At 72.1% G+C, this 25,507-nt stretch carries 23 protein-coding genes; 9 read left to right on the plus strand and 14 right to left on the minus strand.

Annotated elements, in window-relative coordinates:
- Positions 1-21 precede the first annotated feature (21 nt).
- On the minus strand, positions 22-1,395 hold the full coding sequence (locus tag P3T35_RS08115) for a DUF4331 domain-containing protein (protein WP_101383645.1): 1,374 nt from the start codon (positions 1,393-1,395) through the stop codon (positions 22-24).
- Between the two features lie 112 nt (positions 1,396-1,507).
- Positions 1,508-1,825, minus strand: coding sequence for a hypothetical protein (locus tag P3T35_RS08120; protein WP_101383646.1), 318 nt, complete (start codon positions 1,823-1,825; stop codon positions 1,508-1,510).
- Between the two features lie 641 nt (positions 1,826-2,466).
- Between P3T35_RS08120 and P3T35_RS08125 the strand changes: the two genes are divergently transcribed.
- Positions 2,467-3,246 (plus strand): IclR family transcriptional regulator C-terminal domain-containing protein, encoded by a 780-nt coding sequence (locus P3T35_RS08125; RefSeq protein WP_101383647.1) that lies wholly within the window; start codon positions 2,467-2,469, stop codon positions 3,244-3,246.
- 57 nt (positions 3,247-3,303) lie between these two features.
- Here P3T35_RS08125 and P3T35_RS08130 read toward each other — a convergent pair whose 3' ends face one another.
- Entirely contained in the window at positions 3,304-3,537 is a 234-nt protein-coding gene (locus tag P3T35_RS08130; protein ID WP_180356734.1) for a PH domain-containing protein, read from the minus strand.
- Here P3T35_RS08130 and P3T35_RS08135 point away from each other — a divergent pair.
- Both P3T35_RS08135 and P3T35_RS08140 read left to right on the plus strand, forming a co-directional pair.
- Positions 3,530-3,709 carry a hypothetical protein gene (locus tag P3T35_RS08135; protein ID WP_101383649.1) on the plus strand — a complete coding sequence of 60 codons (180 nt, stop codon included), beginning with the start codon at positions 3,530-3,532 and terminating at the stop codon, positions 3,707-3,709. The two genes, P3T35_RS08130 and P3T35_RS08135, sit on opposite strands and share 8 nt — an antisense overlap.
- A 157-nt stretch (positions 3,710-3,866) precedes the next feature.
- The gene (locus tag P3T35_RS08140; RefSeq protein WP_101383650.1) at positions 3,867-4,895 is read left to right on the plus strand and encodes a tetratricopeptide repeat protein; all 1,029 of its coding nucleotides are present in this window, start codon (positions 3,867-3,869) and stop codon (positions 4,893-4,895) included.
- Between the two features lie 193 nt (positions 4,896-5,088).
- Here P3T35_RS08140 and P3T35_RS08145 read toward each other — a convergent pair whose 3' ends face one another.
- Positions 5,089-5,664: a TetR/AcrR family transcriptional regulator gene (locus tag P3T35_RS08145; protein WP_101385462.1), complete on the minus strand. Its 576-nt coding sequence runs from the start codon at positions 5,662-5,664 to the stop codon at positions 5,089-5,091.
- Positions 5,665-5,781: 117 nt separating this feature from the next.
- On the opposite strand from P3T35_RS08145, the gene P3T35_RS08150 reads away from it, so the two are divergent.
- On the plus strand, positions 5,782-6,222 hold the full coding sequence (locus P3T35_RS08150) for a nuclear transport factor 2 family protein (protein WP_180356735.1): 441 nt from the start codon (positions 5,782-5,784) through the stop codon (positions 6,220-6,222).
- A gap of 264 nt (positions 6,223-6,486) precedes the next feature.
- Here P3T35_RS08150 and P3T35_RS08155 read toward each other — a convergent pair whose 3' ends face one another.
- Positions 6,487-6,921, minus strand: coding sequence for a CBS domain-containing protein (locus P3T35_RS08155; RefSeq protein WP_101383652.1), 435 nt, complete (start codon positions 6,919-6,921; stop codon positions 6,487-6,489).
- A 212-nt stretch (positions 6,922-7,133) separates the two neighbouring features.
- Here P3T35_RS08155 and P3T35_RS08160 point away from each other — a divergent pair, with 212 nt between their 5' ends.
- The 4 genes from P3T35_RS08160 to P3T35_RS08175 are packed head-to-tail and all read left to right on the plus strand — an operon-like array spanning position 7,134 to position 12,007.
- Positions 7,134-8,021, plus strand: coding sequence for a metal-dependent hydrolase (locus P3T35_RS08160; RefSeq protein ID WP_101383653.1), 888 nt, complete (start codon positions 7,134-7,136; stop codon positions 8,019-8,021).
- Between the two features lie 22 nt (positions 8,022-8,043).
- Positions 8,044-9,369, plus strand: coding sequence for a PDR/VanB family oxidoreductase (locus P3T35_RS08165; protein WP_101383654.1), 1,326 nt, complete (start codon positions 8,044-8,046; stop codon positions 9,367-9,369).
- 3 nt (positions 9,370-9,372) lie between these two features.
- The gene (locus tag P3T35_RS08170) at positions 9,373-10,242 is read left to right on the plus strand and encodes a M24 family metallopeptidase (protein WP_101383655.1); all 870 of its coding nucleotides are present in this window, start codon (positions 9,373-9,375) and stop codon (positions 10,240-10,242) included.
- 31 nt (positions 10,243-10,273) lie between these two features.
- Entirely contained in the window at positions 10,274-12,007 is a 1,734-nt protein-coding gene (locus P3T35_RS08175; protein ID WP_101383656.1) for an SDR family oxidoreductase, read from the plus strand.
- Here the strand turns inward: P3T35_RS08175 and P3T35_RS08180 are convergent.
- The 8 genes from P3T35_RS08180 to P3T35_RS08215 form a co-directional block, all read right to left on the minus strand.
- Entirely contained in the window at positions 11,994-13,208 is a 1,215-nt protein-coding gene (locus P3T35_RS08180) for a globin domain-containing protein (protein WP_101383657.1), read from the minus strand. The genes P3T35_RS08175 and P3T35_RS08180 overlap by 14 nt on opposite strands.
- Positions 13,209-13,674: 466 nt before the next feature.
- Entirely contained in the window at positions 13,675-14,652 is a 978-nt protein-coding gene (locus P3T35_RS08185; protein ID WP_101383658.1) for a hypothetical protein, read from the minus strand.
- On the minus strand, positions 14,649-15,398 hold the full coding sequence (locus P3T35_RS08190) for an RNA polymerase sigma factor (protein ID WP_280704832.1): 750 nt from the start codon (positions 15,396-15,398) through the stop codon (positions 14,649-14,651). Before P3T35_RS08190 ends, P3T35_RS08185 begins: the two co-directional genes overlap by 4 nt.
- A 155-nt stretch (positions 15,399-15,553) precedes the next feature.
- Positions 15,554-16,741 (minus strand): XdhC/CoxI family protein, encoded by a 1,188-nt coding sequence (locus P3T35_RS08195; RefSeq protein WP_101383660.1) that lies wholly within the window; start codon positions 16,739-16,741, stop codon positions 15,554-15,556.
- Between the two features lie 83 nt (positions 16,742-16,824).
- Complete coding sequence (locus P3T35_RS08200) at positions 16,825-18,294, minus strand: NCS2 family permease (RefSeq protein WP_280704835.1); 1,470 nt, start codon at positions 18,292-18,294, stop codon at positions 16,825-16,827.
- 96 nt (positions 18,295-18,390) lie between these two features.
- A complete protein-coding gene (pucD, locus tag P3T35_RS08205; protein ID WP_101383662.1) occupies positions 18,391-20,751 on the minus strand; it encodes a xanthine dehydrogenase subunit D in 2,361 nt (786 codons plus the stop codon).
- Positions 20,748-21,227 (minus strand): (2Fe-2S)-binding protein, encoded by a 480-nt coding sequence (locus P3T35_RS08210; RefSeq protein WP_101383663.1) that lies wholly within the window; start codon positions 21,225-21,227, stop codon positions 20,748-20,750. Before P3T35_RS08210 ends, pucD begins: the two co-directional genes overlap by 4 nt.
- A complete protein-coding gene (locus P3T35_RS08215) occupies positions 21,224-22,114 on the minus strand; it encodes an FAD binding domain-containing protein (protein ID WP_101383664.1) in 891 nt (296 codons plus the stop codon). Before P3T35_RS08215 ends, P3T35_RS08210 begins: the two co-directional genes overlap by 4 nt.
- Positions 22,115-22,468: 354 nt before the next feature.
- On the opposite strand from P3T35_RS08215, the gene P3T35_RS08220 reads away from it, so the two are divergent.
- Positions 22,469-24,058 (plus strand): PucR family transcriptional regulator, encoded by a 1,590-nt coding sequence (locus P3T35_RS08220; RefSeq protein WP_101383665.1) that lies wholly within the window; start codon positions 22,469-22,471, stop codon positions 24,056-24,058.
- 82 nt (positions 24,059-24,140) lie between these two features.
- On the opposite strand, the gene P3T35_RS08225 is transcribed toward P3T35_RS08220, so the two are convergent.
- Positions 24,141-25,274: an alpha/beta hydrolase-fold protein gene (locus P3T35_RS08225; protein ID WP_101383666.1), complete on the minus strand. Its 1,134-nt coding sequence runs from the start codon at positions 25,272-25,274 to the stop codon at positions 24,141-24,143.
- Positions 25,275-25,507: the final 233 nt, after the last annotated feature.

Below are 25,507 nucleotides of genomic sequence, written 5' to 3' on the forward strand. Positions count from 1 at the left end.
CTTTCGCTGGTGAGAGGCGGCTCAGTTGGACGGGTTGTGGTAGCCGTCGTACGGGACGCCGAGGTAGGGGAAGACGTTGAGGTAGGGGTTCTTGAGGTCGGCCGGGGTCAGGCCGTCGGTGATCACGCCCGCAGCCGCGTCCGGGGTGAACGAGCTGTCGACCAGCGGGATGGTGGCACCGGCGATGGCGCGCAGTTCGACGGTGACGACGTCGTCGAAGACGCGCCGGCCGTTGGGGAACCCGGCCGCGTCACCGGCGATCAGGCCCAGGATGTCGGGCTTGGTGGCCGGCGGCACGGCCACGTTCAGCCGCAGCATGTCGGCCTGGGTGTCGCCGGTGAAGTTCTGGAAGCCGGGCACCACTCCGGTGGGGATACCGGTGAGCAGGATGGCCAGCAGGTCGGCGCGCGGCTTGGTGTAGGCGGCCAGGTTGGGGAAGACGCCCGGGTACTCGACGGGCAGCAGCTTGGCCAGCTCCGGCATCGCGACGTACTGGGCGAAGTTCTTGTCGTCGGCCGGCGGCTGGGTGTTCCACAGGTCCTTCTTCCCCATCGGGATCACGACCTCGTTGACGAGGGGGTTACCGAGGCGGGAGACCTGGACGAACGGACCGGACTCCGTGTTGTGCCCGTCGGGGTCGATGACCCGGGCCCGGCGGCGGGACGCGGTGGTCCACACCCCGATGGTGGCGAGCGGGTCTGCGACACCGCTGGGCTTGCGGTGGTCCTTGGTCAGGTCGGTGATCGGTACCTGCAGGGCGATGCTGTGGACGTTGAGGGCCTTGGGGGTGTTCACCCCGGGGGCGGGCTCGGTGAAGGCCGGCATCACGTGCAGCTGCTGGAACGGGCGCAGGGTGAGCAGGTCGAAGATGGAGCCGAGATCGACGTAGAAGCCTTCGGCACGCTGGCCGGCGAACACCTTGGCGCCGTCCGCCAGCCGGTGCACCGCCTCGTTCGCCAGGGTCGTGTAGTCGGGGGTGGAGAGCGGTCCGATGTTGCACGGCGGGCAGCTGAGGTCTTCGGCGATGACCCGTCGGCGTTCGCCCTCGACCCGGGTGACGCTGTAGGTCTGGCGGCGGTTCCAGTTCGGGGAGTCGAGCGAGTTGATCGGCCCGGTGTTGTACAGGAAGGAGTCGGGGTTGCGGACCTCGACGCGGAACCGGAACTCGTAGCTGATGTCGGGGCGGCCGTCGTTGTCGTTGTCGATGTGGATCGCGTAGAGGACGTCCTCGCCGAACTCGTAGAAGTTCGGGCCGCCGGCCGGGCCCTGCAGCGGGATGTAGTTGGCGATCAGGGTGACGGTGTCGCAGTCGTCGGGGCTGACGAAGGCGTAGACGTCGGTGCTGTCGGCGACCGGGTCCTTGGAGATCTCGGGGGCTTCGCGGTGGGACGACACAGGAGCCTCGCTCGGTGGGTGTTGGGTGGTGGGTGGTGGCTTCTGGCAGGTTGGCGGGCCGGTCGGCCCCGACGGGCGCTGCCGCCGGGGCCGGCCGGTGCGGTTGGCTGGTTCAGTCCAGGGCGCGGACCAGGGCGGCGGCCAACTCCGGGTCCTGGACGCGGTGGTGCCGGTGGCCGCTGAACAGGTCGAGGTGGCCGGCCCGGACATCGCGTACGTGCACGATCACGGGTTCGTCGTGGTCGGCGGGCGGGTGCGGCGCACCGGCGCCGGCGGTGCGATCGTCGGCCGGCGCGGCACTGGCGGCCGTGGTTCCGGCGAGCAGGTTGACCGCCAGTCCGGCGGCACCGACCGCGGCGGCCTGGCTCATCAGGCGGCGACGCGAGACGCCCTCGGGTGGTGTGTCCGCGGCGGAGTTCTCGACAGGCATGCACTGCCCCTTCGTTCGGTGGGATGGCCGACGCGCCGAATGGAGAACCGCGTTTCACCGTGCACGAATGACTGTGCCCCGCGATTCGCTGATGCGGTGCGACACGGCCGATCGCAGCAAGACAGCCGCCGGTGGATTCACGAATAGACCGCTCAGCGGTCACGCGAAAGTGAATCGGCGTCAGCTCCCGGTGGTCAAGACGACACGCCTGAACGCCTTTTTCCGTCCACCGCTTGGCAGGCCAAATCGACGTATGGAATAGGCCGGGCCCCCGGAAATCCGCAGCGGACTCCAGGCGGCCGGCATCAATGGCGGTGACTTTGCGAAGGCCTGGTCCGGCTGGGATCCGCCTCCGCACGGGCTGACGTTCCGTCAGTACCCCCACGGGTGCGTTCTCGCTCGCCGGACCGACTTCCAGGGGCACCCGCTCCCGGGTGATGGCAGTCGGGAGCGGCCACCAGCCTACCTGTCAAGAGTGTCAGGCCCCTTGCCCGACTGGCATATGCCATTCGGCCAATACCCGTCACCTGCGGGAATTCGTCCCGTCCGACGAACCTGGCAGCCCGTCGGAAGATAGGCTGGAGGTTGGCCCCGCCGGTTGCGGCCGACGGGGCTGTCGAGTGCGGCGGAAGGAGCGGACCATGCCGGTAAACGGCCAGAGTGGTCAGATCGCGCTGGACCAGGGCGCAGCGGGACCACAGGGCGCGGTTCGCGGTGCCCTGCGGCTGCTGGAGGCCGTCGACCGACACCCCTACGGCGCCACCCTGCGCGACCTGGCACGCGAGACGGCGATGAGCGAGCCCGCCGTGCGCGAGCTGGTCAACCTGCTCAGCGCGGAGGGTTATCTGCAGTCGGTGGACGGCACCTGGCTGCTCGGCGGCACCTTCGCCATGCTCGGCCAGAGCAACCGGGAGCAGCTGGTCCGGATCCGCCTCCAGCACAAGCTCACCGAACTGCGTGACGAGCTCGGCGCCGCCGTCTACTTCAGCCGGTACCACGACGGCGAACTGCGGGTCGAGGCAGTGGCCGAGGGCGAGCACGCGCCCGCCGTGCACGAGTGGGTGGACTTCAAGGCCACCGCGCACGCCAGTGCGATCGGTAAGTGCCTGCTCAGCCAACTCGACCACGACGGCCGCCTGGACCACCTGTCCCGACATCCGATCGCCCGCCTCACCTCACGCACCATCACCGACAGCGAGCAGCTGCTGCACCGCCTGGAGCGCCAGTCGGGCGGCACGCCGATGCTCGACCTCCAGGAGTACGCGCTCGGCACGGTCTGCGCGGCGGTGCCGGTCACGGCCGGCAGCACGGTGGGCTGCCTGGCGATGTCACTGCCGGTCGGCAGCGCGCACCGGCTGCGCGCCGCCGCCGAGTTGCTGGCCGAGCGGGCGGCGCCGCTGATGCTGGCGATGGCGGTCTGACGGGCTGCGGTGGGCCCTTGGCCTCGGCCGTGATCACCCCTGGTTCGCGTCGTTCGGTCAGATGATCGGGCGGTGGTGCCGGCGCACGGCGTCGACGATCCGGTCGGTGAACGGGTCGTGGCCGTCCGCCGGGATCCGGGGGACGACGAACGACGTGCCGTCGCGGGCCAGCAGTCGGTAACCGAGCAGGCGGCCCGTGCCGCCCTGGCCGACCCGCTGCTGGTGGATGCCCCGGAGGCCGGCGATCTCAGACCATGGGACGGCCCGGGCGCCGGACCGGTCGGTGTGCACGAGCCCGCCGTCGTACAGGTACAGCGCCCCCTACCTCCCGGAGGGCACCCTCGTGGTCCACCCGGTCACCAAGGACCTGGAAGACCTCGGCGGCACACGCGCGGGCGACGCGGCGGCCCAGGTGGCCGGCTGGCCGAAGGTGCTGGCGCTGCTGGCGGCCGCCGGCCACTGACCTGCACGGGCGCTCGCCGACCCGGGCCACCCCCGTGAGGGGCGGCCCGGCTAGAGTCGGCCTGGGTAACCGAGTGTTTCCACAAGGAGCATGACGGATAATCAGCAGGTATTACCATGACTTGACCTTGCCGTCGCGCTCTTGGGGAGGGAAGCACGTGCCGAACCGCACCACCACGGACGAGGAGTTCGACGCGGATCTCGCGGGCATGCTGGCCGCGCCGCACGCCGTGCCACTGGGCCTGAAACCCGACGTTCCGTGGTTCGACTTCGACCTCGTGATCGAACTCGGCCTGGGCTACCTCAACCGCGGCGAGTCCACCGCCGCCGAGGCCGTCGCCACCGCCGCGCTGGCCTCGCGCAGCGCCAAGGTCCAGGCGGCGGGCCAACTGGTGGCCGCCCTGCTCCAGTTGAGCCGCGGCCGGTACCGCCGGGCCTGGGCTGCGACTGGAAAGGCCGCCAAATTCAGCGACCCGGACGTGGCGGCCGAGGTGGCTTTCGTGCGGGGCCTGATCCTGGAAGGCCGCGGAAACAACCGGGACGCGAGCCACCAGTACGGGGTGGTCGCCCAATCCGGGCGGTACCGGAGCGTCGGCCGCGCCGCGCTCGCCTTCGGCGAGATGCTCGCGCGCGAGAGCGGCAGCTGGGATCCCGACGCCTACGAGGTGCTCGGCGCCGCCGTCGACAGCGGCTTCCCCGAAGCCGCCGGCCCCGCCCTGCTCGCCCAGGCGACGCTGGTCGACCGCGGCCCTGACCGGGACATGGCGGAGTTCCTCTACCGCGAGGCGACCGGCGCCTCGATCCCCAGGACCGCCGCACAGGCCGCCTTCCACCTCGGCGACATCCTGCGGGAGCGCGGGGACCTGGCCGGCGCCCGGGAGCAGTTCAGGGCCGCAAGCCGGTCCAGCGACCCGGAGTTCTCCGCGAAAGGCGCGCTGAACCTGGGCGTCATGCTCATGGAGGCCGGCCAAGCCGCCGAGGCCATCGAGCTCTTCGACCTCGCCGCAGCGTCCAGCCACGAGCCCGCCGCCGCCCGCGGCCACTGCCACCTCGGCCTGCTCGCGATCGACGCCGGCGACCCCCGGACCGCCGAGCACCACCTGCGGATCGCCCTGCGCTGCAAGGACCCCCAGGTCCAGGCCGCGGCTCGGACCGGACTCGACCACCTCCGCAACGGCGGCAGGTGACGCGGCCCGCCAAGCCGCTTCCCCAGCCCAAGCCAGTCGCGGTCCGGGGGGTGTTCGCCGAGACGCCGTGAACTCCACCTCGTCGCGCAGATACCGTGGCCGCCCGTCGGCCAGCGCCTGCATGGCGGCGTCCAGACTCGGGGTCGGGCCGGGCTGGGAACTCCCGGCCCGGGGTTCCGGTCAACGGGCCCGTTCAGTGGGGCGGTCGCAGGCCGTTGAAGATCACCGAGAAGATGCGCTCCCGGCCCGCTGGGTCCGCGCTCAGGCGCTCCACCATGTCGGCGGTGCCGACCAGTAGGGCCTGCAGCTCCGGGACACCCAAGTCGGGCCGCACCGCGCCCGCTTGCTGGGCGCCGGTCAGGACCTCGGTCAGCCGGGCTCGGAGCACCTGGACCGGCTCCTGGAGGCTCTGGTGCACGTCGATCCCAGCCGCCGCCAGGGCCCGGGCGTACTCGTTCTTGCCGGCCGACTGGTCGATCACCAGGGTGAAGGTGGCGAAGAAGGCTGCGGCCGGGCCCTGCTCCGCCAGCAGCCGGGCGATCTCGGTGCTCAGTGTCTCCAGGCGGCGCAGTAGCACGGCCTCCAGCAGCGCCTCCTTGGTGGGGAAGTGCCGGAAGAGCGTGCCGACGCCGACGCCCGCCGCCTTCGCGATCTCCTCGGTGGTCACCGAGACGCCCCGGTCGGCGAACACCTGGGCGGCCACGTCCAGCAGCCGGGCCCGGTTGCGGGCCGCGTCCGCCCGTAGTGGGCGCGCCTGATCAGTGCTCACGTCGTCCTGGTCCTTCCCATCGCTGGACAACCGGAGTGGCCAGTCCGTATCGTCGCTCCCAGAGAAACCGGAGTCGTTAGTCCGATTCTAGCGATCCGTATGCCTTGGGGGTTGATCATGTCCGAAACCGCAACACCGCGCGAGGTCTTCGAGAAGCTGCACGCCGGAATCACCTCCGGTGAGTACGCCGGCCTGGCCGATCTCTATGCCGAGGATGCCGTGGTGGAGGCCGTCTTCGAGCCGCTCGCGCCGCGCCGGATCGAGGGCCAGGCCGCGATCCGGGAGCGCTTCGGGATGGTGCGCGAGAACGTTCCGTTCACGCTGACCGGGAAGAACCAGGTGATCCGCGAGACCGACGATCCGGAGGTGATCGTCGCCGAGTACGACTACGAGGTGTACCAGAAGTCGACCGACAGCACCTTCGAGGTCTCGAACATCCAGGTGCTCCGGGTGCGCGACGGCCTGATCGTGCACAGCCGGGACTTCCACGACCACCTCGGCTTCATCAAGGCCCGCGGCGGCCTGTCCGAGCTGGTGGAGAAGCTCCAGGGCGAGTGACGGCCACCTGACGGCCGGCTGACGGCGGCGGGGGGGGGGGGGGGGGCCCCCCCCCGCCCCCCCCCCCCCCCCCCGGGGGGCGCGGGGGGGGGCCGCCCCGGGGGGGGCGCCCCGCCAGGGCCCGGGGCCGCGGTGGCGGTTGGGGGTCGCCAGCCGCGGGGGGGGGGGCGCCGCCCCGGGGGGCCCGGGGGGGGGGCGGGGGGGGGGGGCCCCCCCCCGGGGGGCCCCGGCCCCGCGCCGCCGTTCGCGTGCCCGTGCTCCGCCTCAGTGCTTGGCGAACATGCTGTCCATGAAGTCGATGATCTGCTGGTCGGTCACGCCCTTGGCCATCCGGTGGCCCATCGCCAGGTCCTTCTCGGTGATGATGCCGACCAGCTTGCCGTCGTCGATCACGGGCATCCGGCGGATCTGGTGCTGCTCCATCTTCTTCAGCACCGCGTCCATGTCGTCGTCGGCGCGGACGCAGTGCAGGTGGCCGGCAAGGTCCATGGCCCGCATCGTGTCGGGGTCCTTGCCGGCGCCGAGACACTCCAGCACGATGTCACGGTCGGTGATGATGCCCTTGAGCTTCTTGTCCGGGCCGCAGATCGGCAGCGCGCCAACTCCGCTGGCCCTCATCATCTTCGAGGCCTCGCGCAGCGTCTCGTTGGCGTCGATGCATTGCGCGTTGGCGTGCATGATGTCACGGGCGGTGATCATAGTTCTGCTCCTCTCCTGCCGGACGGTACCGGCGACCTCACGCTAGGTGCGGAGAGGGCGGGTGGCGACCGGGGTTGGACCGTTCGCGATCTTATTAGACCTACTGTCGATAAGAACGCTGCAAACCCTTGTGAGGTGAGGTACCGGCCAGTAGTTTGAGGTGCTGCCACCTCAAGGTCAGTTGCCCCACACCCGCAGGTCAGGAGGGCCCCATGCCCAGAACCGCCGCAGAGGTCCACACCGACCTCGTGCTGGAGCCCCGCGATGTGAAGTTCGACTGGAGCCGGCTGCCGCTGCACTGGATCCCGGACGAGCCGTTCGCCACCCACACCATCAATGTGCTGCACCTGCTGCTGCCCGAGGGTGAGCGCTGGTTCACCGAGGTCTTCAAGGACGCGCTGCCGCTGATCACCGACGAGCAGCTGCGCGAGGAGGTGCTCGGCTTCATCGGCCAGGAGGCGATCCACGCCGAGGCCCACCAGGAGGTGCTGGACCACCTGCTCGGCCAGGGCCTCGACCCGCGCCCCTACGTGCGCCAGATCGCCTGGCTGTTCCAGCGGATCCTCGGCCCGAAGCCGCACCTAAGCCCCCGCCAGCGGCGCGAGAACGTCATCGAGCGGGTGGCCTTCGTCGCCGCGATCGAGCACTTCACCGCCTTCCTCGGCAACTGGGCGCTCAACTCACCGGGCTTGGAGCGGGCCAAGGCCGACCCGACGATGCTCGACCTGCTGCGCTGGCACGGCGCCGAGGAGGTCGAGCACCGCAGCGTCGCCTTCGACCTGCTGGTCCACCTGGACCGGGGCTACGGTCGGCGGATCCGCGGCATGGTGCTCGGCGGGCCGCTGCTGGTGCACCTGTGGGTGCGCGGCGTGCGCTACCTGCTGGCGGCCGACCCGGAGCTGCGCGGCCGGCTGAAGCCCAGCTGGCGGCAGGCCTGGGACGGCGCGCAGCGCGGCATGCTGCCGGACCCGATCCAGTCGCTCCGCTCCGGGCTGCGGTACTTCAAGCTCCGCTACCACCCCACCCAGGAGGGGTCCAGCGCCCAGGCGCTCGGCTACCTGGCCACCTCGCCCGCCGCCCGGGCCGCCGCGACCCGCTGAACCACCCCTCCAGGAGCCCCAGATGACCCCACCGGCCGCCGACCCGGCCACCGAGCCCGCCGACCCGGCCACCGAGCCCGCCGACCCGGCCACCGAGCCCGCCGCCGCGAGAGCCGCCGCCGAACGCACGGCGGAAGCCGAGCCCGCCGCCGCCGAACGCGCGGGGGCTGCCGACCCCGCCCCCGCCGGACGCCCGCAGGCCACCGGCCCCGCCCCCACCCTGGCTTTCGGCCGCACCAGCCGGCACGACCTGGACACCCCGCCGCCGGACCTCTACGGCCGCCCCCGCGCCGACCGCTTCTTCAGCCTGCTCACCCGGTTCAGCGACCTCTACACCCCCGCCCTGGCCAGCCCGCCGCTGCGCCGCAGCCCGCGCCGCCCGCCCAGCCGCGGCCGCGCCCCGCTGGTCCTGGTGGTGACCGCCCACCGTCCGGTCGCCGACGACGTGGTGGAGCTGCGCCTCGCCGACCCGGCCGGCAGCCCGCTGCCCCCCTGGCAGCCCGGCGCCCACCTCCAACTCACCCTGCCCTCCGGCCGGGTGCGCCACTACTCGCTCTGCGGCGACCCGGCCGACCGCGGCGGCTACCGGATCGCGGTGCGCCGGATCGCCGGCGGTGGCGGCGGGTCGGTGGAGATCCATGACGAACTCCACGTCGGTGCCCGGCTCACCGTCCGGCGCCCCCGCAACGGCTTCGTCTTCTGCGCCGAACCCAAGCTGCTGCTGATCGCCGGCGGCATCGGCATCACGCCGCTGCTGCCGATCGCCCGTGACGCCCAGCACCGCGGCCTCGACTGGCAGTTGGTCTATGCCGGGCGCAGCGCCGAGACCATGCCGTTCACCGAGGAGCTGACGGCGCTGGCCTCCATGGGGGTCCCCCCGGCCGGAGGCTGGGGGAGGGTCACCCTGCTGGTCGGCGGCACACCCACCGGCGAGCAACTGCTGGCCCGGGCCGGCCGGGGCGCCGCCGTCTACTGCTGCGGCCCGACCCCCATGCTGGCCGCCGTCCAACAGGCCTTCGACGCCTCGCCCGCCACCGCGCTGCACTTCGAGCGGTTCGGCGCCGCGCCGGTGCGCGACGGCCGGTCGTTCACCCTCAAGCTCTCCGGCAGCGGAGAGGAACTGGCCGTCCCCGCCGACAAGTCCGCGCTCGACGTGCTGCGCGAGGCCCGGCCCGGCACGCCGTACTCCTGCCACCAGGGGTTCTGCGGCACCTGCCAGGTCCGGGTCCTGGCCGGCACCCCCGAACACCGCGATCGCCGGCTCACCGCCGAGGAGCGCGCAGCCGGCGCCCTGCTGCCCTGCGTGTCCCGGGCGGCCGAGGGCGAGACCCTGGTCCTGGAGGTCTGACCGATGGCATCCACCTTCAACTACTCCGACGCCGACCTGGCGAAGTTCCGCGAGATCCAGCAACTCGCTTACGACTGCGCGGAGAAGACCGCCGCCTGGATCGAGCCCGGGGTCACCGAGCGGCAGGCCACCGACCGGCTGCGCCGACATCTGGTGGCCGCCGGGGTGACCGACTTCTTCCACGTGCCGTTCGCCTGGTTCGGCGACCGCACCGCGTTCCGGCACTTCCACACCCCGCTGCAGTTCTTCGCCGGCGGGCGGGTGCTGCAGGAGGGCATGCCCTATGTGCTGGACTGCGCACCGGTGGTGGACGGCTACACCGCCGACATCGGCTACGGCGGCAAGGTCGGCGAGAACCGGATCTGGGACCGGCTCGCCCAGGACCTCCAGGTCTACCGGGAGTTGATCCTGCGCGAGGTCAAGGCCCGCAAGCCGCTGAACGAGATCTACGCCGCCGTCGACGCGCAGATCGCCGCGCACGGCTACGACAACCGCCACCAGGTCTACCCTGGGCGGGTGATCGGCCACCAGGTGACCCGCAACACCAGCCGGGCCCCGGCCGGTGTGAACCTCTTCGGCTTCGGCCTGCGCACCCTGCAGACCCTGGGCCGCGAGCTCATCGCCGAACGGCTGCACGGCCGTTCACCGCTCTGGGCCGACGGCCGCTCCTCCCAGCACGCGCCGACGCCCGGCCTGTGGGCGGTCGAACCGCACATCGGCTTCCGCGACACCGGCATCAAGTTCGAGGAACTGCTGGTGGTCACCGAGGACGATGCCTACTGGCTGGACGACGACCTGCCGCACGTGCGGCGCTGGACCGAGCCCGCCCGTGGTGGGTCCGACCGTACCGAGCAGGCGGAGGCCACCCGATGAGCGACCGTACCGAGCAGGCGGAGGCCACCCGATGACCGACCGTACCGAACCTCGCCGCCGCTTCGTGCACTCGGCCGGCATCGACCTCGCCGTCTTCGAGCAGGGCGATCCGGAAGGCCCCACCGTGCTGCTGGTGCACGGCTACCCGGACACCCATGTGGTGTGGGACGACGTGGCCGCCGACCTCGCCGCCGACCACCACGTGGTGCGCTACGACGTGCGCGGCGCCGGCGAGTCGGGGATCCCGGACAGCCGTGAGGGCTACCGCCTCGCGCTGCTGGCCGCTGACCTGTTCGCGGTGGCCGACGCGGTCAGCCCCGACCGGCCGGTGCACGTGGTCGCCCACGACTGGGGCTCGCTGCAGTCCTGGGAGGCCGTCACCGAGCCCGGTGCGGAGCGCCGACTCGCCTCCTACACCAGCATCTCCGGGCCCTGCCTGGACCACATGGGCCACTGGATCCGGCACCGGATGCGCCGCCCGACCCCCCGGCACCTGCGCCAACTGCTGGTCCAGGGTGCGCACTCCTGGTACATCACCGCCTTCCACCTGCCGCTCCTGGCACCCGCCACCTGGCGGTTCGGGCTGGCCCGGGCCTGGCCGCGGGTGCTGCGTGACCTGGAGGAGGTCAGCCCCCGGGCGGGCCACCCGCAGCCGACGCTCCGTCAGGATGCGGTGCGCGGGATCGAGTTGTACCGGGCCAACATGCGGCCCACGCTGCGCTCGCCGCGCGAGCGGCCCACCAAGGTGCCGGTGCAGCTGATCACGCTGCAGCGCGATCACTACGTCAACACCTTCCTCTCCGAGGGCCTGGAGCGCTGGGTGCCGGATCTGACGCGCCGTCAGTTGAACGCCACCCACTGGTCGGCGCTGCTGGAGCAGGGGCCGAAGGTGGCCGGGATGGTGCGTGAGTTCACCGGCCGGATCGAGAACGGGAGTTCGGGAGTGGGAAGCAGCACTGGGCCGCTGGTGGTGATCACCGGGGCGGGCAGCGGGATCGGGCGCGCCACCGCGTTGGCCTTCGCCGAGCAGCAGCAGGCCACCGTGGTGGTCTGCGACCTGGACCTGGCCGCCGCCCAGCGCACCGCCGAGCTGGTCGACCTGCTCGGCGGTGCGGGCCACGCCTACCAGGTGGACGTCAGCGACGGCCCCGGCATGGACGCCTTCGCACAGACCGTCGCCACCGGCCACGGCGTGCCGGACGTGCTGGTCAACAACGCCGGCATCGGGCACTCCGGGACCTTCCTGCAGACCACCGAGAAGGAGTGGCAGCGGGTCCTGGACGTCAACCTGTGGGGCGTGATCCACGGTTGCCGGGCGTTCGGCAGCCTGATGGCCGAGCGCGGCCAGGGCGGACACATCGTCAACCTGGCCTCGGCGGCCGCCTATCTGCCGTCCAAGGTGCTGGCCGCCTACGCCACCAGCAAGGCCGCGGTGCTGATGCTCTCCGACTGCCTGCGCGCCGAACTCGCCACCAGCGGAATCGGGGTGAGCGCGATCTGCCCCGGCATCGTCAACACCAACATCACCCGCACCTCCACCTTCTCCGGGCTGACCGCCGAGCAGCAGGCCGCCAAGCAGGCCCGGGTCAGCAAGCTCTACGCCCGGCGCGGCTTCCCGCCGGAGAAGGTGGCGGCGGAGATCGTCAAGGCGGTGCGCACCGGCAAGCCGGTGGTGCCGGTCACCGCGGAGGCCAAGGCGGCGCGGCTGGTCGGGCGGCTCTGGCCGGGGGTGCTGCGGCAGTTGGCCAAGCTCAACGCGGGGTGATGTCACCCGTCGCAGGCCGGCCCGAGCCCGGCTTCGGCGACTCGGTGTGTTCCAGCAGCCCCGAGGTGATGTCCAACACCTCGGGGGTGGTGGAGAGTTCATAGTGCAGCCGGTCGGCCGGCACACCGCCCCGATGGAGCCGCTCGACCATGCTGATCACCATGGCATCCGGCCCGGCCAGGAAGACCTCATGGTCCTGCCAGTTCCCCTGGGCCGGGACTACCTCGGGCAGCCGCCCCTGCACCCCGGCCCAGCCGATTTCGTCGGACACCACCGGCACCAGCAGCAGCCGGGGAAAGCCGGCGGCCAACTGCCGCAGTGCGTCCAGGTCGTAGAGGTCGCGCTGGTAGCGGGCGCCGACGAACAGGTGCAGGGTGAGCGGGCGGTTGTGCGTGATCATCGCCTCCACCAGCGCCTTGATCGGCGCCAGCCCGGTGCCGCCGGCCACGCAGACCACCCGGCGGGCCGGCCGCTCGGGCAGCACCAGGGTGCCGCGGCCCGGCCCCAGTCGCAGCACATCGCCGACGCGGGTGTGCTGGACCAGGGCGTTGCTCACCCAGCCGGCTGGTACGGCCCGCACCTGCAAGCTCAACAGGCCGTCCTGACGTGGGGCGTTGGCGATCGAGTAGGGCCGCCAGACCCGCGGCCAGCGCGGCGTCTCCACGGTGGTGTACTGGCCGGCCCGGTAGGGGAACGGGGCGTGCGGGCGCAGGGTGATCACCGCCAGATCGGATCCGCGCCGCTCATGGCCGACCACCTCGGCGTGCCAGAACGGCGGGGTGCGGTCGGCCTCGGTCTCGGCGGCGCCGCTCATGGTGGCGGCGATCTGGTGGTAGGCGATCGTCCAGGCCCGCTCATGGGCCGGGGTCCACTGCGGACCGGCGAACCTGGCCAGGGTGGCCAGCAGTGCCTGGCCCACCGCCGCGTAATGCTCGCTGCGTACCCCGTACTTGCGGTGGTCGCGGCCTAACTGCTGTAAGAAGACCGTCAGTTCGGCGGGCCGGTCGAGCATCCGGACGGCGCCGGCCAGGGCCTGGAAGAGCCGGTCGCGCTGCACGTCCATGGCAGCCGGAAACAGCTCCCGCAGCTGGGGGTTGTGCAGGAACAGGGTGGCGTAGAAGTGGGCGGCGAGTTTGTCGCCGTGGTCCCGGAGCAGGGCGAAGCTGCTCCGGATCAGCGTGAGCTGGTCGGTCTCGGTCATGGTGGCGGGGGTGGTGACCGTTCGTCAGGGACGGGATGGCGAGCCCGTCGTGTCGTGTTCCTGACAGGCTGATTTGAGACAACTGTGCGTTGCTGAAACGGCCTTCAGAACCATACACGTACCGCGACGGCTGGTCATCCGATTGTGTGCACGGCCTGTAGTGACTTGGTGCACGGATGAGTTGCCCGTGGGCCAGTCGATGTTGTCAAGCCCGTCAATGAAACCGTCGCCGGTGGCAAGGAGCGCGGGGTGCCGCCGGGCGACCCGATGGGACGTCAGGCGTTCTGGGTCCGGCCCGGCCGACCCCAGCCGGGCCGGACCCAGAACGATGCCGCGCCCTGATGGACTCGGGGGAGACCATCAATGGCGGCAGTACCGGCAGCCGAACCCATGCATGAACGGCTGCCGGAGGTCCGACCGCTGGTGTGCCCGGGGAAGCCCTCCAGCGGTCGGAAGTCTGCTGGTCCTACTGCCTGTTGCGGCCTCCCGCCGGCTGGCTCTGGCCCTGGGCGGGGTGCGAGTGGTCGGGCCCGCCGCCGTTCCCGTCGGGGTCGCCGGTCGGCCCGGGGGCCGGGGCGGTGGGCTTGCCGTGCGCACCGCCCGAGCCGGCGCCACCCGAGTCGTCGCCCTGGTGGCCGGGCGGCCCGTGCTGGTCGCCGGATGATGAGGACGTGGTCGCAGTCGCAGTCGGCCTGTCGAGGTCCGGCGACCGCCGCGCCAGGTCGGCGCAGTACGCCCGCACCCGGTTCGAGCCGCCCGCCGCGCGCGTCAGCGGCTCGAACCGGGAGTCCGAATTGCCCTGCTGGTCGTCCTGCGGCCAGACCTTGCACAACGCCAGCAGTGCGGCCGAAGCCGGCCCGGAGAGCTGGGCCGACGGATCACCGGACGGGCTGTTCGAGGGCCCGCCGGTCGGCTTGCCGGACATCGTCGGGCTGCCGGGCTGCGGCCGGTCTGCCTGCGGGCTGCTGGTGCGGGGCGCGGTGGAGGAGTGGAGGTGGCCCTTGCCGGGCATGGTGCCCGCCGGATCGGAGGCCGCGGTGTTCTGCGCGGACAGGTTCGGCGAGTCGCCGCCGAGCACCGCGGGCAGATGCCCGGTGCCGGCCGCCACCGCGACCCCGCCGAGGGCCGTCACCGCGAGCGCCGCCACCGCGGCGCGGGCGCCGAGGAACCGCGCGGCGACGCGCGGGCGCGCCGGGACGCACTCGGCCATCGGGCGGCTCCTCTGGATGGGAATGGCGGCATGGGTCGGGGCGAGCCGAGCGGCCTCCCGAAACGCGGCCACCGCCTCCTCCTCACCGGTCAGCTCGCCGTCGGTCGCCGGGGCAGCCGCGGCCGCGAGCACTCGGGAGAGGGCGCCGTGACCACCGTCCGTACCGACGGCTTCACCGCCGAGCAGCTGCTCGGCGACGTCGCGGTCGATCCGACGGGATCGGTTGGTGCTCATCTCATGTCCTTCAGCGTCGGGGCCCCGGGCGGTGTCACACCTTCGGCCGGGTTTTTTCTCGGCCGGCCGCGCAGCTGGGCCACGGCGCCTCGCGGTGCGGGTGTGGCCGTGGGGGACTCCAGCAGCTTGGCGAGCCGGCGCAGGCCCCGGTGGGCGGCCATCCGCACGGTACCGGCCCGCTTGCCGAGCACGCGGGCGGCAGTCTCGGCGTCCAGCTGCAGCACCACGCGCAGCAGCACCGCCTCGGCCTGGTCCTTGGGCAGGCCGGCGATCATCGCCAGCGCCTCCTGGGTGCCGACGGTGGCCAGGGCCGCGCCCTCGGTGTCGTCGCCGGCCGGGAGCTCGGTCAGGTACTCCTCCGGCAGGTCGGCGGCCGGGCGGCGGCGCTTGGCCCGCAGGTGGTCCATCGCGCGGTTCCTGGCGATGGTCGCGGCCCAGCCCCGGAAGCCGTCCCCGTCGCCCTGGAAGGTGTGCAGGTCACGGGCGATCTGCAGCCAGGCCTCCGAGGCGACGTCCTCGGCGTCGGCCCCATCACCTCCCACTACTACCCGCAGATAGCGCAGCAGCAGCGGCTGCACCGTGCGGAACACCTGTCTGAAGGCGTCCTCGTCGCCGGCCTGGGCAGCCCGGACGGCGCGGTCGAGCGCCTCCGCTGCCTCGGGCTCGGCGCCTGGTGGTGCAGCGGCTGGCGGGGTCGGGGGCGGGCCGGCGGCATCGGCGAACCCGAACTGATCTGCGTTTTGCACTGCCACATCATCCGCCATCGAAGCGGCCCGAGTGGCCACCCGAGCCCCCAGAGTGCGTGCACGCGCCAAAGGCGTGGGCGGATACTCAGGAAACCAGCCTGACGGATGATCAGACTGGGAGGTTCCTGGGAACTGACGAGGGCTCAGGCTGTGATTCAGGCGACCCGGAACGCACCGCTCCGGGGTCGCTCCAGGTCGTGGTGGATCGGCCCGGTGCCGGCCGACAGCGGCAGGCAGCCGCCGCCGCGCCGGCCGGCCACGATCTCGGCCGCGATCGCCACCGCCGTCTCCTCCGGGGTGCGGGCACCCAGGTCCAGGCCGATCGGCGAGTGCAGCAGGGCGATCTCCGCCTCCGTCAGGCCGGTCTCGCGCAGCTTGGCGTTGCGCTCCAGATGGGTGCGGCGCGACCCCATCGCCCCGACGAAGCCCACCGGCAGCCGCAGCGCCCGCTCCAGCAGCGGTATGTCGAACTTGGCGTCATGGGTGAGCACGCAGATCACCGTGCGGCCGTCCAGCCGGTCGAGCTGCGAGTCCAGGTAGCGGTGCGGCCAGTCCACCACCACCTCGTCGGCCTCGGGGAACCGGCGCGCGGTGGCGAAGACCGGCCGGGCATCGCAGACCGTCACCCGGTAGCCGAGGAACGTGCCGATCCGGACCACGGCGGCGGCGAAGTCGATCGCGCCGAAGACCAGCATCCGCGGCTTGGGGACGAAGGACTCCACGAAGAAGGTGACCGTGCCGCCGACCGATCCCGCGGACGTGTCCGCTGATATCGCTGGAGTGCAAGGGCGGCCGTCCAGCGCCAGGGTCACCGTGCCGGTGCGGCCGGCGTCCAGCATCGCCCGTGCCTGCGCCACCAGCGAGCGTTCCAGCTCGCCGGTCAGCGAAGGGAGGCTGCCGTCGTGGCCGCCACCCGTGACGGCGACCGTGGCACCCAGCAGCCCGGCCGGACCGTCGACCACCCGGGCCAGTGCCACCGGAGTGCCGGCGCCGAGGTGGGCGATCCCGGCGTCCAGCCCGGCATCGCCCCCCGGCACCACCGGCTGCACGAACACCTCCAGGACCCCGCCGCAGGTCAGGCCGACCGCGAAGGCGTCCTCGTCGCTGTAGCCGAACCGCTCCAGCACCGGCCGCCCGGTCTCCAGCGCCGCCCGGCACAGCTCGTAGACGGCCCCCTCCACGCAGCCGCCGGAGACGCTGCCGATCGCCTCCCCGACGTCGTTCACCGCCAGCGCGGCCCCCGGATCGCGCGGCGCGCTGCCCGAGACGCCGACCACGGTCGCGACGGCGAACGGGCGCCCGGCGGCGTGCCACGCCCGCAACTGTTCGGCGATGTCCTGCATGTCGGCGGCTCCTGTCCTTACACAACGATGGTCTCAAAGATCGATACCGCAGTGCGTTCCCTCCGTGCCCCGATATCGCCGGATCAGTGCACGCCCAGCCATTCCTTGATCGGAGCGAGTGCGAAGTACACCAGGAACACGGCGCCGAGCACCCACATCAGCGCCCCGGGCTCCCGCCACCGGCCGGTGCCGGCCTTGATCACCAGGTGGGAGACGACCCCGGCGGCCACCCCGGCGGTGATGCTGTAGGTGAACGGCATCAGGGCACAGGTCAGGAACGCCGGGATGGCGGTCGCGCGGTCGCCCCAGTCGATGTGGCGGGCCTGGCTCATCATCATCGCGCCGATCACCACCAGCGCGGCCGAGCCCACCTCCACCGGCACCAGGCCGGCGATCGGCGCGAAGAACAGCATCAGCGCGAACATCCCGCCGGTGGCGACGGAGGCGAGGCCGGTGCGGGCGCCGTCGCCGACCCCGGTGGCCGACTCCACGAAGACCGTCTGCCCCGAGGCGCCGGCCAGGCCGCCGAGCGCGCCGCCGGCGCCGTCGATGAACAGCGCCCTGGACAGGCCCGGCATCCGGCCCTGGGCGTCCGCCAGACCCGCTTCGGTGCCGACCCCGATGATGGTCGCCATCGCGTCGAAGAAGCCGGCCAGCACCAGGGTGAAGACCGCCACCGAGGCGCTGATCGCCCCCAGGCCCTTGCCGCCGAACGCGCCGAACAGGTCGACGCGGCCGAGCAGGCCGAAGTCGGGGGCCGCGACCGGGCTGCCGTGCAGGGCGGGCGGTGCGCTGCCCCAGGACTTGGCCGGAAGGTGCGCAGCTGAGTTGACGAGCATGGCCGGCACGGTGCCGCTCGCGATGCCGATCAGGATCGCCCCGCGGACCTGGCGGGCCAGCAGCACGATGATGACCAGCAGCGTGACGGCGAAGCAGAGCACCGGCCAGCCGGTCAGCTCGCCAGCCGGCCCGAGCGACAGCAGGGTGGGCCCGCCGCTCTCCACCACGCCCGCCTTGTGCAGGCCGATCAGCGCGACGAACAGGCCGATCCCGATGGTGATCGCGTGCTTCAGCGGCAGCGGGATCCCGTTCATGATCTTCTCGCGCAGCCCGGAGACCACCAGCAGCACGATCAGCAGGCCGTAGACCACGCACAGGCCCATCGCCTGCGCCCAGGTGGTGTGCGGGACCACCAGCGCCGAGACCGCGCCCGAGACCGACAGTCCGGCGGCGGCCGCCAGCGGCACATTGCCGACCACGCCCAGCAGGATCGTGGTCACGGCTGCCGCCAGCGCCGTGGCGGTGGTCAGTTGGGCGTGGTCGAGCCGGGCGCCGGTGGCGTCGGGCCCGCTCAGGATCAGCGGATTGAGCAGGATGATGTAGGCCATCGCCATGAAGGTGGTGAGGCCGCCGCGGAGCTCGGCGCCGACGGTCGAGCCGCGGGCGGAGATCCTGAAGTACGCGTCCAGGGCGCCGAGTTGGGTTGGGGCGCCGGACGCGGCGGGTCTGGTGTCGGTGGGGTCGGGCTCCGTCGGAATCCGGGTCATGTCCACTCCCAAGTGTCAGTGGGGGTTGGGTGTGGGCGAGTCGACCTGGCGGGTCATGGGGGAACCGGGCAGGGGGACGGTTTCGACTCACGAGGGACGTTGCTACAGCGTCCCGGTGAGGTGCTCGGGACGGACCGGGATGCGGTTGAGGGCGATCCCGGTCGCCTGGCGGATCGCGGCGACGATCGAGGGGGTTGCGGAGACGGTGGGTGCCTCGCCGACCCCGCGCAGCCCGTACGGGGCGTTGGGGTCCGGCAGTTCGAGGATCTCCACCGGAATCGGCGGGGTGTCCAGGATGGTGGGGATCAGGTAGTCGGTGAACGAGGCGTTGCGCACCTTGCCGTCCCTGACGATGATCTCCTCTATGACCGCCAGGCCGAGCGCCTGGGTGCAGCCGCCCTGGATCTGGCCGACCACCGAGAGCGGGTTGAGCGCCTTGCCGACGTCCTGGACCGCCGTCAGCTCCACCACCTTGACCAAGCCCAGCTCCACATCCACGTCCACCACCGCGCGGTTGGCGCAGAAGCTGTACTGCACGTGGCCGAAGCCCTGGCCGGTCTCCGGGTGGAACGCCTCGGTGGGGCGGTGGTGGTGCTCGCGGGTCAGCTCGATCGCCTCGTCGCCGAGCAACTCCACCATGGGGACCAGCACTCCGGCGGACTTCGAGACCACCTTGCCGTCGACCAGCTCGATGTCGTGCTGCGTCCAGCCGTACCGCCGGCGGCCCTTGGCGATCAGCTCCTGCCTGACCGCCTCGGCGGCCAGCTTGACCGCGCCGCCGGTCATGTAGGTCTGGCGGGAGGCGGAGGTCGAACCCGCCGAGCCGACCTCGGTGTTGGCCGGGTGGATGGTCACCTGCTCGACGCCCAGCTCGGTGCGGGCGATCTGGGCGTGCACCGTGATGCCGCCCTGCCCCACCTCGGCCATCGCGGTGTGCACCATGGCCACCGGCTCGCCGCCGATCACCTCCAGACGCACCCGGGCGGTGGAGTAGTCGTCGAAGCCCTCGGAGAAGCCGACGTTCTTGATGCCCACCGAGTAGCCGACGCCGCGCACGATGCCCTCGCCGTGCGAGGTGTTGGAGCACGCACCGGGCAGCACGCGGATGTCCGGGTCGGCCAGGTCCAGCGGTGGCGGCAGCGGCATGTCCTTGACCCGCTGCAGCAGTTCGGCGACCGGGGCCGGCGAGTCGATCCGCTGCCCGGTCGGCATCACGTCGCCCTCCGTCATGGCGTTGAGCTGGCGCAGCACCACCGGATCCATGTCGAGTGCGGCGGCCAGCTTGTCCATCTGGCTCTCGTAGGCGAACGCCGCCTGCACCGCGCCGAAGCCGCGCATCGCCCCGCAGGACGGGTTGTTGCTGTACAGCGCGAGCGCGTGCATCCGCACGTTGGGGATCACATACGGTCCGTTGCCCAGCGAGGCCGCGTTGCCCACCACGGCCGGGGACGCGGACGCGTAGGCGCCGCCGTCCAGCACGATCCGGGCGTCGGAGAAGACCAACTTGCCGTCCCGGGTGGCGCCGTGCTCGTAGGTCAGGCGCGCCGGGTGGCGGTGCACGTGGCCGAAGAAGGACTCGTCCCGGGCGTAGACGATCTTGACCGGCTTGCCGGTGCGCAGCGCCAGCAGGCAGGCGTGGATCTGCATCGAGAGGTCCTCGCGGCCGCCGAACGCGCCGCCGACCCCGGCCAGGGTGAGCCGCACCTTCTCCTCGGGCAGGCCCAGCACCGGGGCGATCTGCTGCCGGTCCACGTGCAGCCACTGCGTGGCCACATAGAGGTCGACGCCGCCGTCCTCGGCCGGCACCGCGAGACCGGACTCCGGGCCCAGGAAGGCCTGGTCCTGCATGCCGACCTCGTACTCGCCCCGGACGATGACATCCGCCATCGCCCGCACCTCGTCGGTCACGCCCAGACCGTGGACCAGCTTCTGCTGGTGGCAGATGTTGCCGTAGCCGTGCGACTTGTACTCGTACGGCTCATGGACGTAACCGTGGACCTCCGGGTGCAGGCACTGCTCCTCGGTGACGATCGGGGGGAGCACCTCGTACTCGACCTCGATCTTCCGCACCGCGCGGCGGGCGGTCTCCGGATGGTCGGCCGCCACGATGGCGATCGCCTCGCCGTGGTAGCGGACCTTGTCGATCGCCAGCGCCGGCTGGTCCGCGATCTCCAGGCCGTAGAACTTGGCGCCGGGGATGTCCTCATGGGTCAGCACCGCGTAGACGCCCGGCAGCTTGACCGCCTGCGAGACGTCCACCGAGAGGATGTTCGCCCGTGGATGCGGCGAGCGCAGCGCCATGCCCCAGAGCATGTCCTCGTGCCACAGGTCGGAGGAGTAGGCGAACTCGCCCTTCACCTTCAAGGTGCCGTCCGGGCGCAGCGGGGAGCCGCCGATGCCGTCCTTGGACGCCTGGTTGAGCTTCCGCAGGTTCTTCTGCTCCTGGAGCGTGCGCTCGCTCATTCGGTGGCCGCCTTCCGGGCCGAGGCCAGCCGCACCGCGTCCATGATCTTCTCGTACCCGGTGCAGCGGCACAGGTTTCCGCTGAGCGCCTCCCGGATGTCGGTGTCGCTCGGCTGCGGGTCGCGGGCCAGCAGCGCGTCGGTCTGCACCAGCAGCCCCGGCGTGCAGAAACCGCACTGCACCGCGCCGGCGTCGATGAACGCCTGCTGGACCAGGCCCACTTCACCGCTCGCCGGATCGGCCAGGCCCTCCACGGTGCGCACCTCGCGGCTCTGCACCTGCCCGGCCGCGACCAGGCACGAGCAGACCGGCACCCCGTCCAGGTAGACCGTGCAGGAACCGCATTCGCCCTGCTCGCAGGCGTTCTTGGAGCCCGGCAGGCCGACCCGCTCGCGCAGCACGTAGAGCAGGCTCTCGCCCTCCCACACGTCGTCCGCCTCAACGGGCCTGCCGTTGGCGGTGAAAGTGACCCTCATGCCGCGCTCCTGATCTGCTTGCCGTAGTCGTTCCAACACCAGGTGAGGGTGCGCCGGGCCATCACCGCCAGGGTGTGCCGCCGGTAGTCGGCGGTGCCGCGCACGTCGTCGATCGGCGAGGCGGCCGCCCGGACCAGCTCGCCGAACCGCTGGACCACCTCGCCGCCGAGCACCTCGCCCGACTCCCACAGGCCGCGCTCGGCGAGCACACCCTCCAGGTACCGCTCCGCCTCGACCGCCCGGCGCGGCGTCGGGGCCGCCGAGCCGATTCCGGCGCCCACCGTGCGGCTCCTCGGGTGCAGCGCCAGGCCGAACGCGGCCACCGCGATCACCATGGCGTTGCGGGTGCCGATCTTGGAGAACTGCTGCGGGCCGTCCGCGACCGGGATGTGCACCCGGCGGATCAGCTCGTCCGGCTCCAGCGCGTTGCGCTTCACCCCGAGGTAGAAGTCGTCGATCGGGATCAGCCGGGTGCCGCGCGCCCGCGAGGCCGCCTCGACGAAGACCTCGCGGCCGGCCGCCAGCAGCGCCGGGTGCGAGTCGCCGGCGGGGGAGGCGGCGCCCAGGTTGCCGCCGACCGTGCCGCGGTTGCGGATCTGCGGCGAGCCGACCGTGTGCGCCGCCAGCGCCAGGCCCGGCAGCGGGCCGGACAGCTCCTCGATGATCCGCGCGTACGGCACCGCGGCGCCGAGCCTGACGACCTCGTCCTCGATCGACCACTCGGCCAGCTCGGTGATCCGGTTCAGGTCGAGCAGCGCCGCCGGCCGGTGCACGTCGAAGTTGATCTCGACCATGACGTCCGTGCCGCCCGAGATCGGCAGCGCGGTCGGACACTCGGCCTTGGCGGCGAGTGCCTCGTCCCAACTGGCGGGCCGCAGGAACTCCATGCGGGTGTCTCCTCACCTCGGTCACCGCGGCGTGTCCGGCGGCGTACGGCCAGTGAACCGCCGTCCGGAGCCGGCGAGGCAGTCACCGATGGCATGAAGCCCGTGCGCCGCCGCCACCCGGCATCCTGTACGTTCCTCTAAGAGGGCCCAAAGGCGCCGCTGAGCATGGCCAACGCCCTGCGAGCCCGACGCCCCGGCCGTCCCTATAGACCGTAATCCGGCGATGACGTCCGAAGCGACGGCGCCGCGCACCGGCCCGCAGCGAAGACCCGCGGCATCGGGCACACTGTCCTCCCGTCCCGACCACCCGGTCACCCACCTGGTCACCCACCGTTCAGACGAAGGAGTCAGCGGATGCGCGTCCGTGACCTGCTCGCCCCCGGCGCACCACGGCTGCGCCTGCTGGCCGCCGAGGAAGAGCTCGACCGGCAGGTCACCGGGGTGATGACCACGGACCTGCAGGACCCCAGCCGCTATCTGCACGGCGGCGAGCTGGTCATCACCGGCATGCTCTGGCGCACCGCACCGGCGGACTCCGAGCGCTTCGTGCGCACCCTGGCGGCCGGCGGGGCGGTGGCGCTGGCGGCCGGTGCGGCCGAGGTCGGCCCGATCCCCGACGACCTGATCGAGGCCTGCCGCCGGCACCGGATGCCGCTGCTGGCCGTCCCCGACGACATGGCCTTCGCCACCCTCACCGAGTACGTCGGCCGCCAGGTCTCCGCCGACCGCGCCGCCGACCTGGCCGCACTGGTCGACCGGCACCGCCAGCTGGTCTCCGCGGCCGGAGGCGGCGGACTGGACGCCGTCCTGCAGCTGCTCGGCGGTGACCTCGACCTGGACTGCTGGGTGCTCAGCCCGACCGGCCGGGTGATCGCCGGGCCGGCCGAGCACCTCGGCGCCGCCGACCGCGACCAGCTGGTCCGCGCCCACCTGGCCGCCCAGCGGCAACGCCGCCGCCCGCCGCACCGGGCCCAGTCGGCCACCGGCACCTACTCGCTGCTGCCCGCACCCGCCGACCCCGAGGCGGCGGCCCCGCTCGCCGACTGGCTGCTGGCCGTCGCCGGCGACATCACCGAGTGGACCGCCAAGCGCCAGCAGCTGGCCGAGAACCTGGCCGGGCTGGTCGCCGCCGAACGCACCCGCCGCGACGAGGACCGCCGGCTGCGCCGCCGCCTCGCCGACGAGATCCTGGCACTGCTGCAACGCGACGCCGACCCGGCCGAGATCAGCCGCACCCTGCACGCCTCCGCCGTGATGGCCGGATACCCGAGCTCCGCAGCCAACTCGCCCACACCCGAGGAGACTTGGCTGATCATCAGCGCCGAGGGAGTGGGCCTGCCGGAAGGCGCGGTGCGAGCCGTCCTGGAGGAAGCGCTCACCGACACCGCCGACCGCGCGCTGGTCGCGGGCAACGGCACCGGCGCCGTGGTGGTGCTGCCCGCGCCCGAGGCGCCCGTGCCGGCCGACGCGCTGCGCGACCTGCTGGCCCCGCTGGAGGCCGGGCTCGGCTCGGCCGGCCGGATCACCGTCGGCGTCTCCGCCCCCGCCCAGGCGGCCGGCGCCCTGCGCGGCGCCCTGGAGGAGGCCCGGCACGCCCGCCGGATCGCCGCCTCCCGGGTCGGCCGGGTCTGCGTGGCCGGCCCCGAGGAGCTCGCCTCCCACGTACTGCTGCTGGCCGCCGTGCCCGACGAGGTGCGGCGCGCGTTCCGCAGCCGGCTGCTCGACAAGGTGATCGGCTACGACCTGGAGCACCAGGCCGACCTGATCCGCACCCTGGAGGCCTTCCTGCGGTCCGACGGCTCCTGGACCCGCTGCGCCGCCCAACTGCACGTGCACGTCAACACCCTGCGGTACCGGATCGGCCGGATCGAGGAGCTGACCGGCCGTGACCTGTCGCGGCTGGAGGACCGGGTGGACTTCTACCTGGCGCTGGAGCTGGCCTGACGAGCCCCGTGCGCAGAACGGCGCCTGACGGATCACCGGATCCGTCAGGCGCCGTTCGTCGTGGTGTCGGCGCGTCGTGGTGTCAGCGCGGAGCCGGGATGATGCCGCTCAGCCACTGGAAGATGCCCGGGATCATCGGGCGCCACAGCGACGGGGTGTGCGCACCGGGCGTCAGCTGCACGGTCACCGAGGTGGGCGACTTGGCGGCGGCGGCCAGCGCCTGACCGTCCTCGTAGCCGTCGCCCTTGCCGCCGCTCTGGTACAGCGCGACGTGCGGCGGGGTGGTGGCGTGCTCCAGGATGTAGAGCGGGTTGGCGGTCTGCCGCAGCGGGTCCTTGGCGGTCAGCGACAGTTCCTCGGCGTGCGGGTCGTTGTAGCCGGAGAGGCTTATCCCGGCGCGGAAGCGGTCCGGGTGCAGCAGCGCCATCCGGTCCGCGCAGTGCGCACCGGCCGAGTACCCGAGGATCGCCCAGCCGTCCGCCGAGGTCTCGGCTCGGAAGTTGTCCATGATCATCTGCGGCACGTCCCGGGAGAGCCAGGTGTCCGCGTTGACCTTGCCCGGCACATCGGCGCAGCCGGTGTCCACGGTGGTGCTGATCAGCTGGGTGCGCGGCGAGATCAGGATGAACGGCGTCACCTTGCCGGACTGCATCAGCGGCTTCAGCTGCTCGGTGACCTTCAGTGAGCCGAACCAGGCCTTCGAGGACCCCGGGAAGCCCGGCAGCATCTCGACCACCGGGAACTTCTTGTCCTTGTACGCCGGGTCGTTGTACTGCGGCGGCAGCCACACGTTGACCTCGGCGGTCACCCCGGACAGCTGACCCTTCAGGTCGGTGGTCTGCACGTCCTTCGGCACCAGCGGGTCGTCCACGGCCTTGAACTGCTGCAGCGCCTTCGCCGGCTTGGCGTCGCTGCCCGACCCCGGCCCGCCCTTCTGGCCGGCCGCGGCTTCGGCCGGCGGGGCGGGCACCGCCTGCACGTGCTCGTCCGAACCGAGCAGGTCACTCCAGCTGCCGTAGATCATGTTGGCGTTGTTCACCATCACGAAGACCATGGTCACGGCGGTCGCCTGGCAGAACAGGATCATGATCAGCCGGGCCAGGAACTGCACCGGCTTGGGGCCGCCGACCCGCCCCCAGAGCAGCATCGCCAGCAGGATGGAGACCGGCACCAGGATGATCGTAAGGATCAGGAAGGGCTGACCTGTCAGTTGCATCTATGTATCTCGTATCCGGGATTCCTATCGCCCGGACCCCCATGGCCGGTGCGCACTCACTTATACGGGGACGCGGTGAACGCATGATCGGTTACCTCAAACCTGAGAGGAACCTGAGAGAAAGATCACGTGTACTTGAATGTCCCCGTTGTGACCGTCACTAGTTTGACACCTGTCCGGGGGCTCCTCGTGCACCGGAGGGTCCCATCTTCAGGATTCGATCAGCGGCTTCC

The organism is Kitasatospora sp. GP30 (genome assembly GCF_029892145.1).
Classification (GTDB): domain Bacteria; phylum Actinomycetota; class Actinomycetes; order Streptomycetales; family Streptomycetaceae; genus Kitasatospora; species Kitasatospora acidiphila.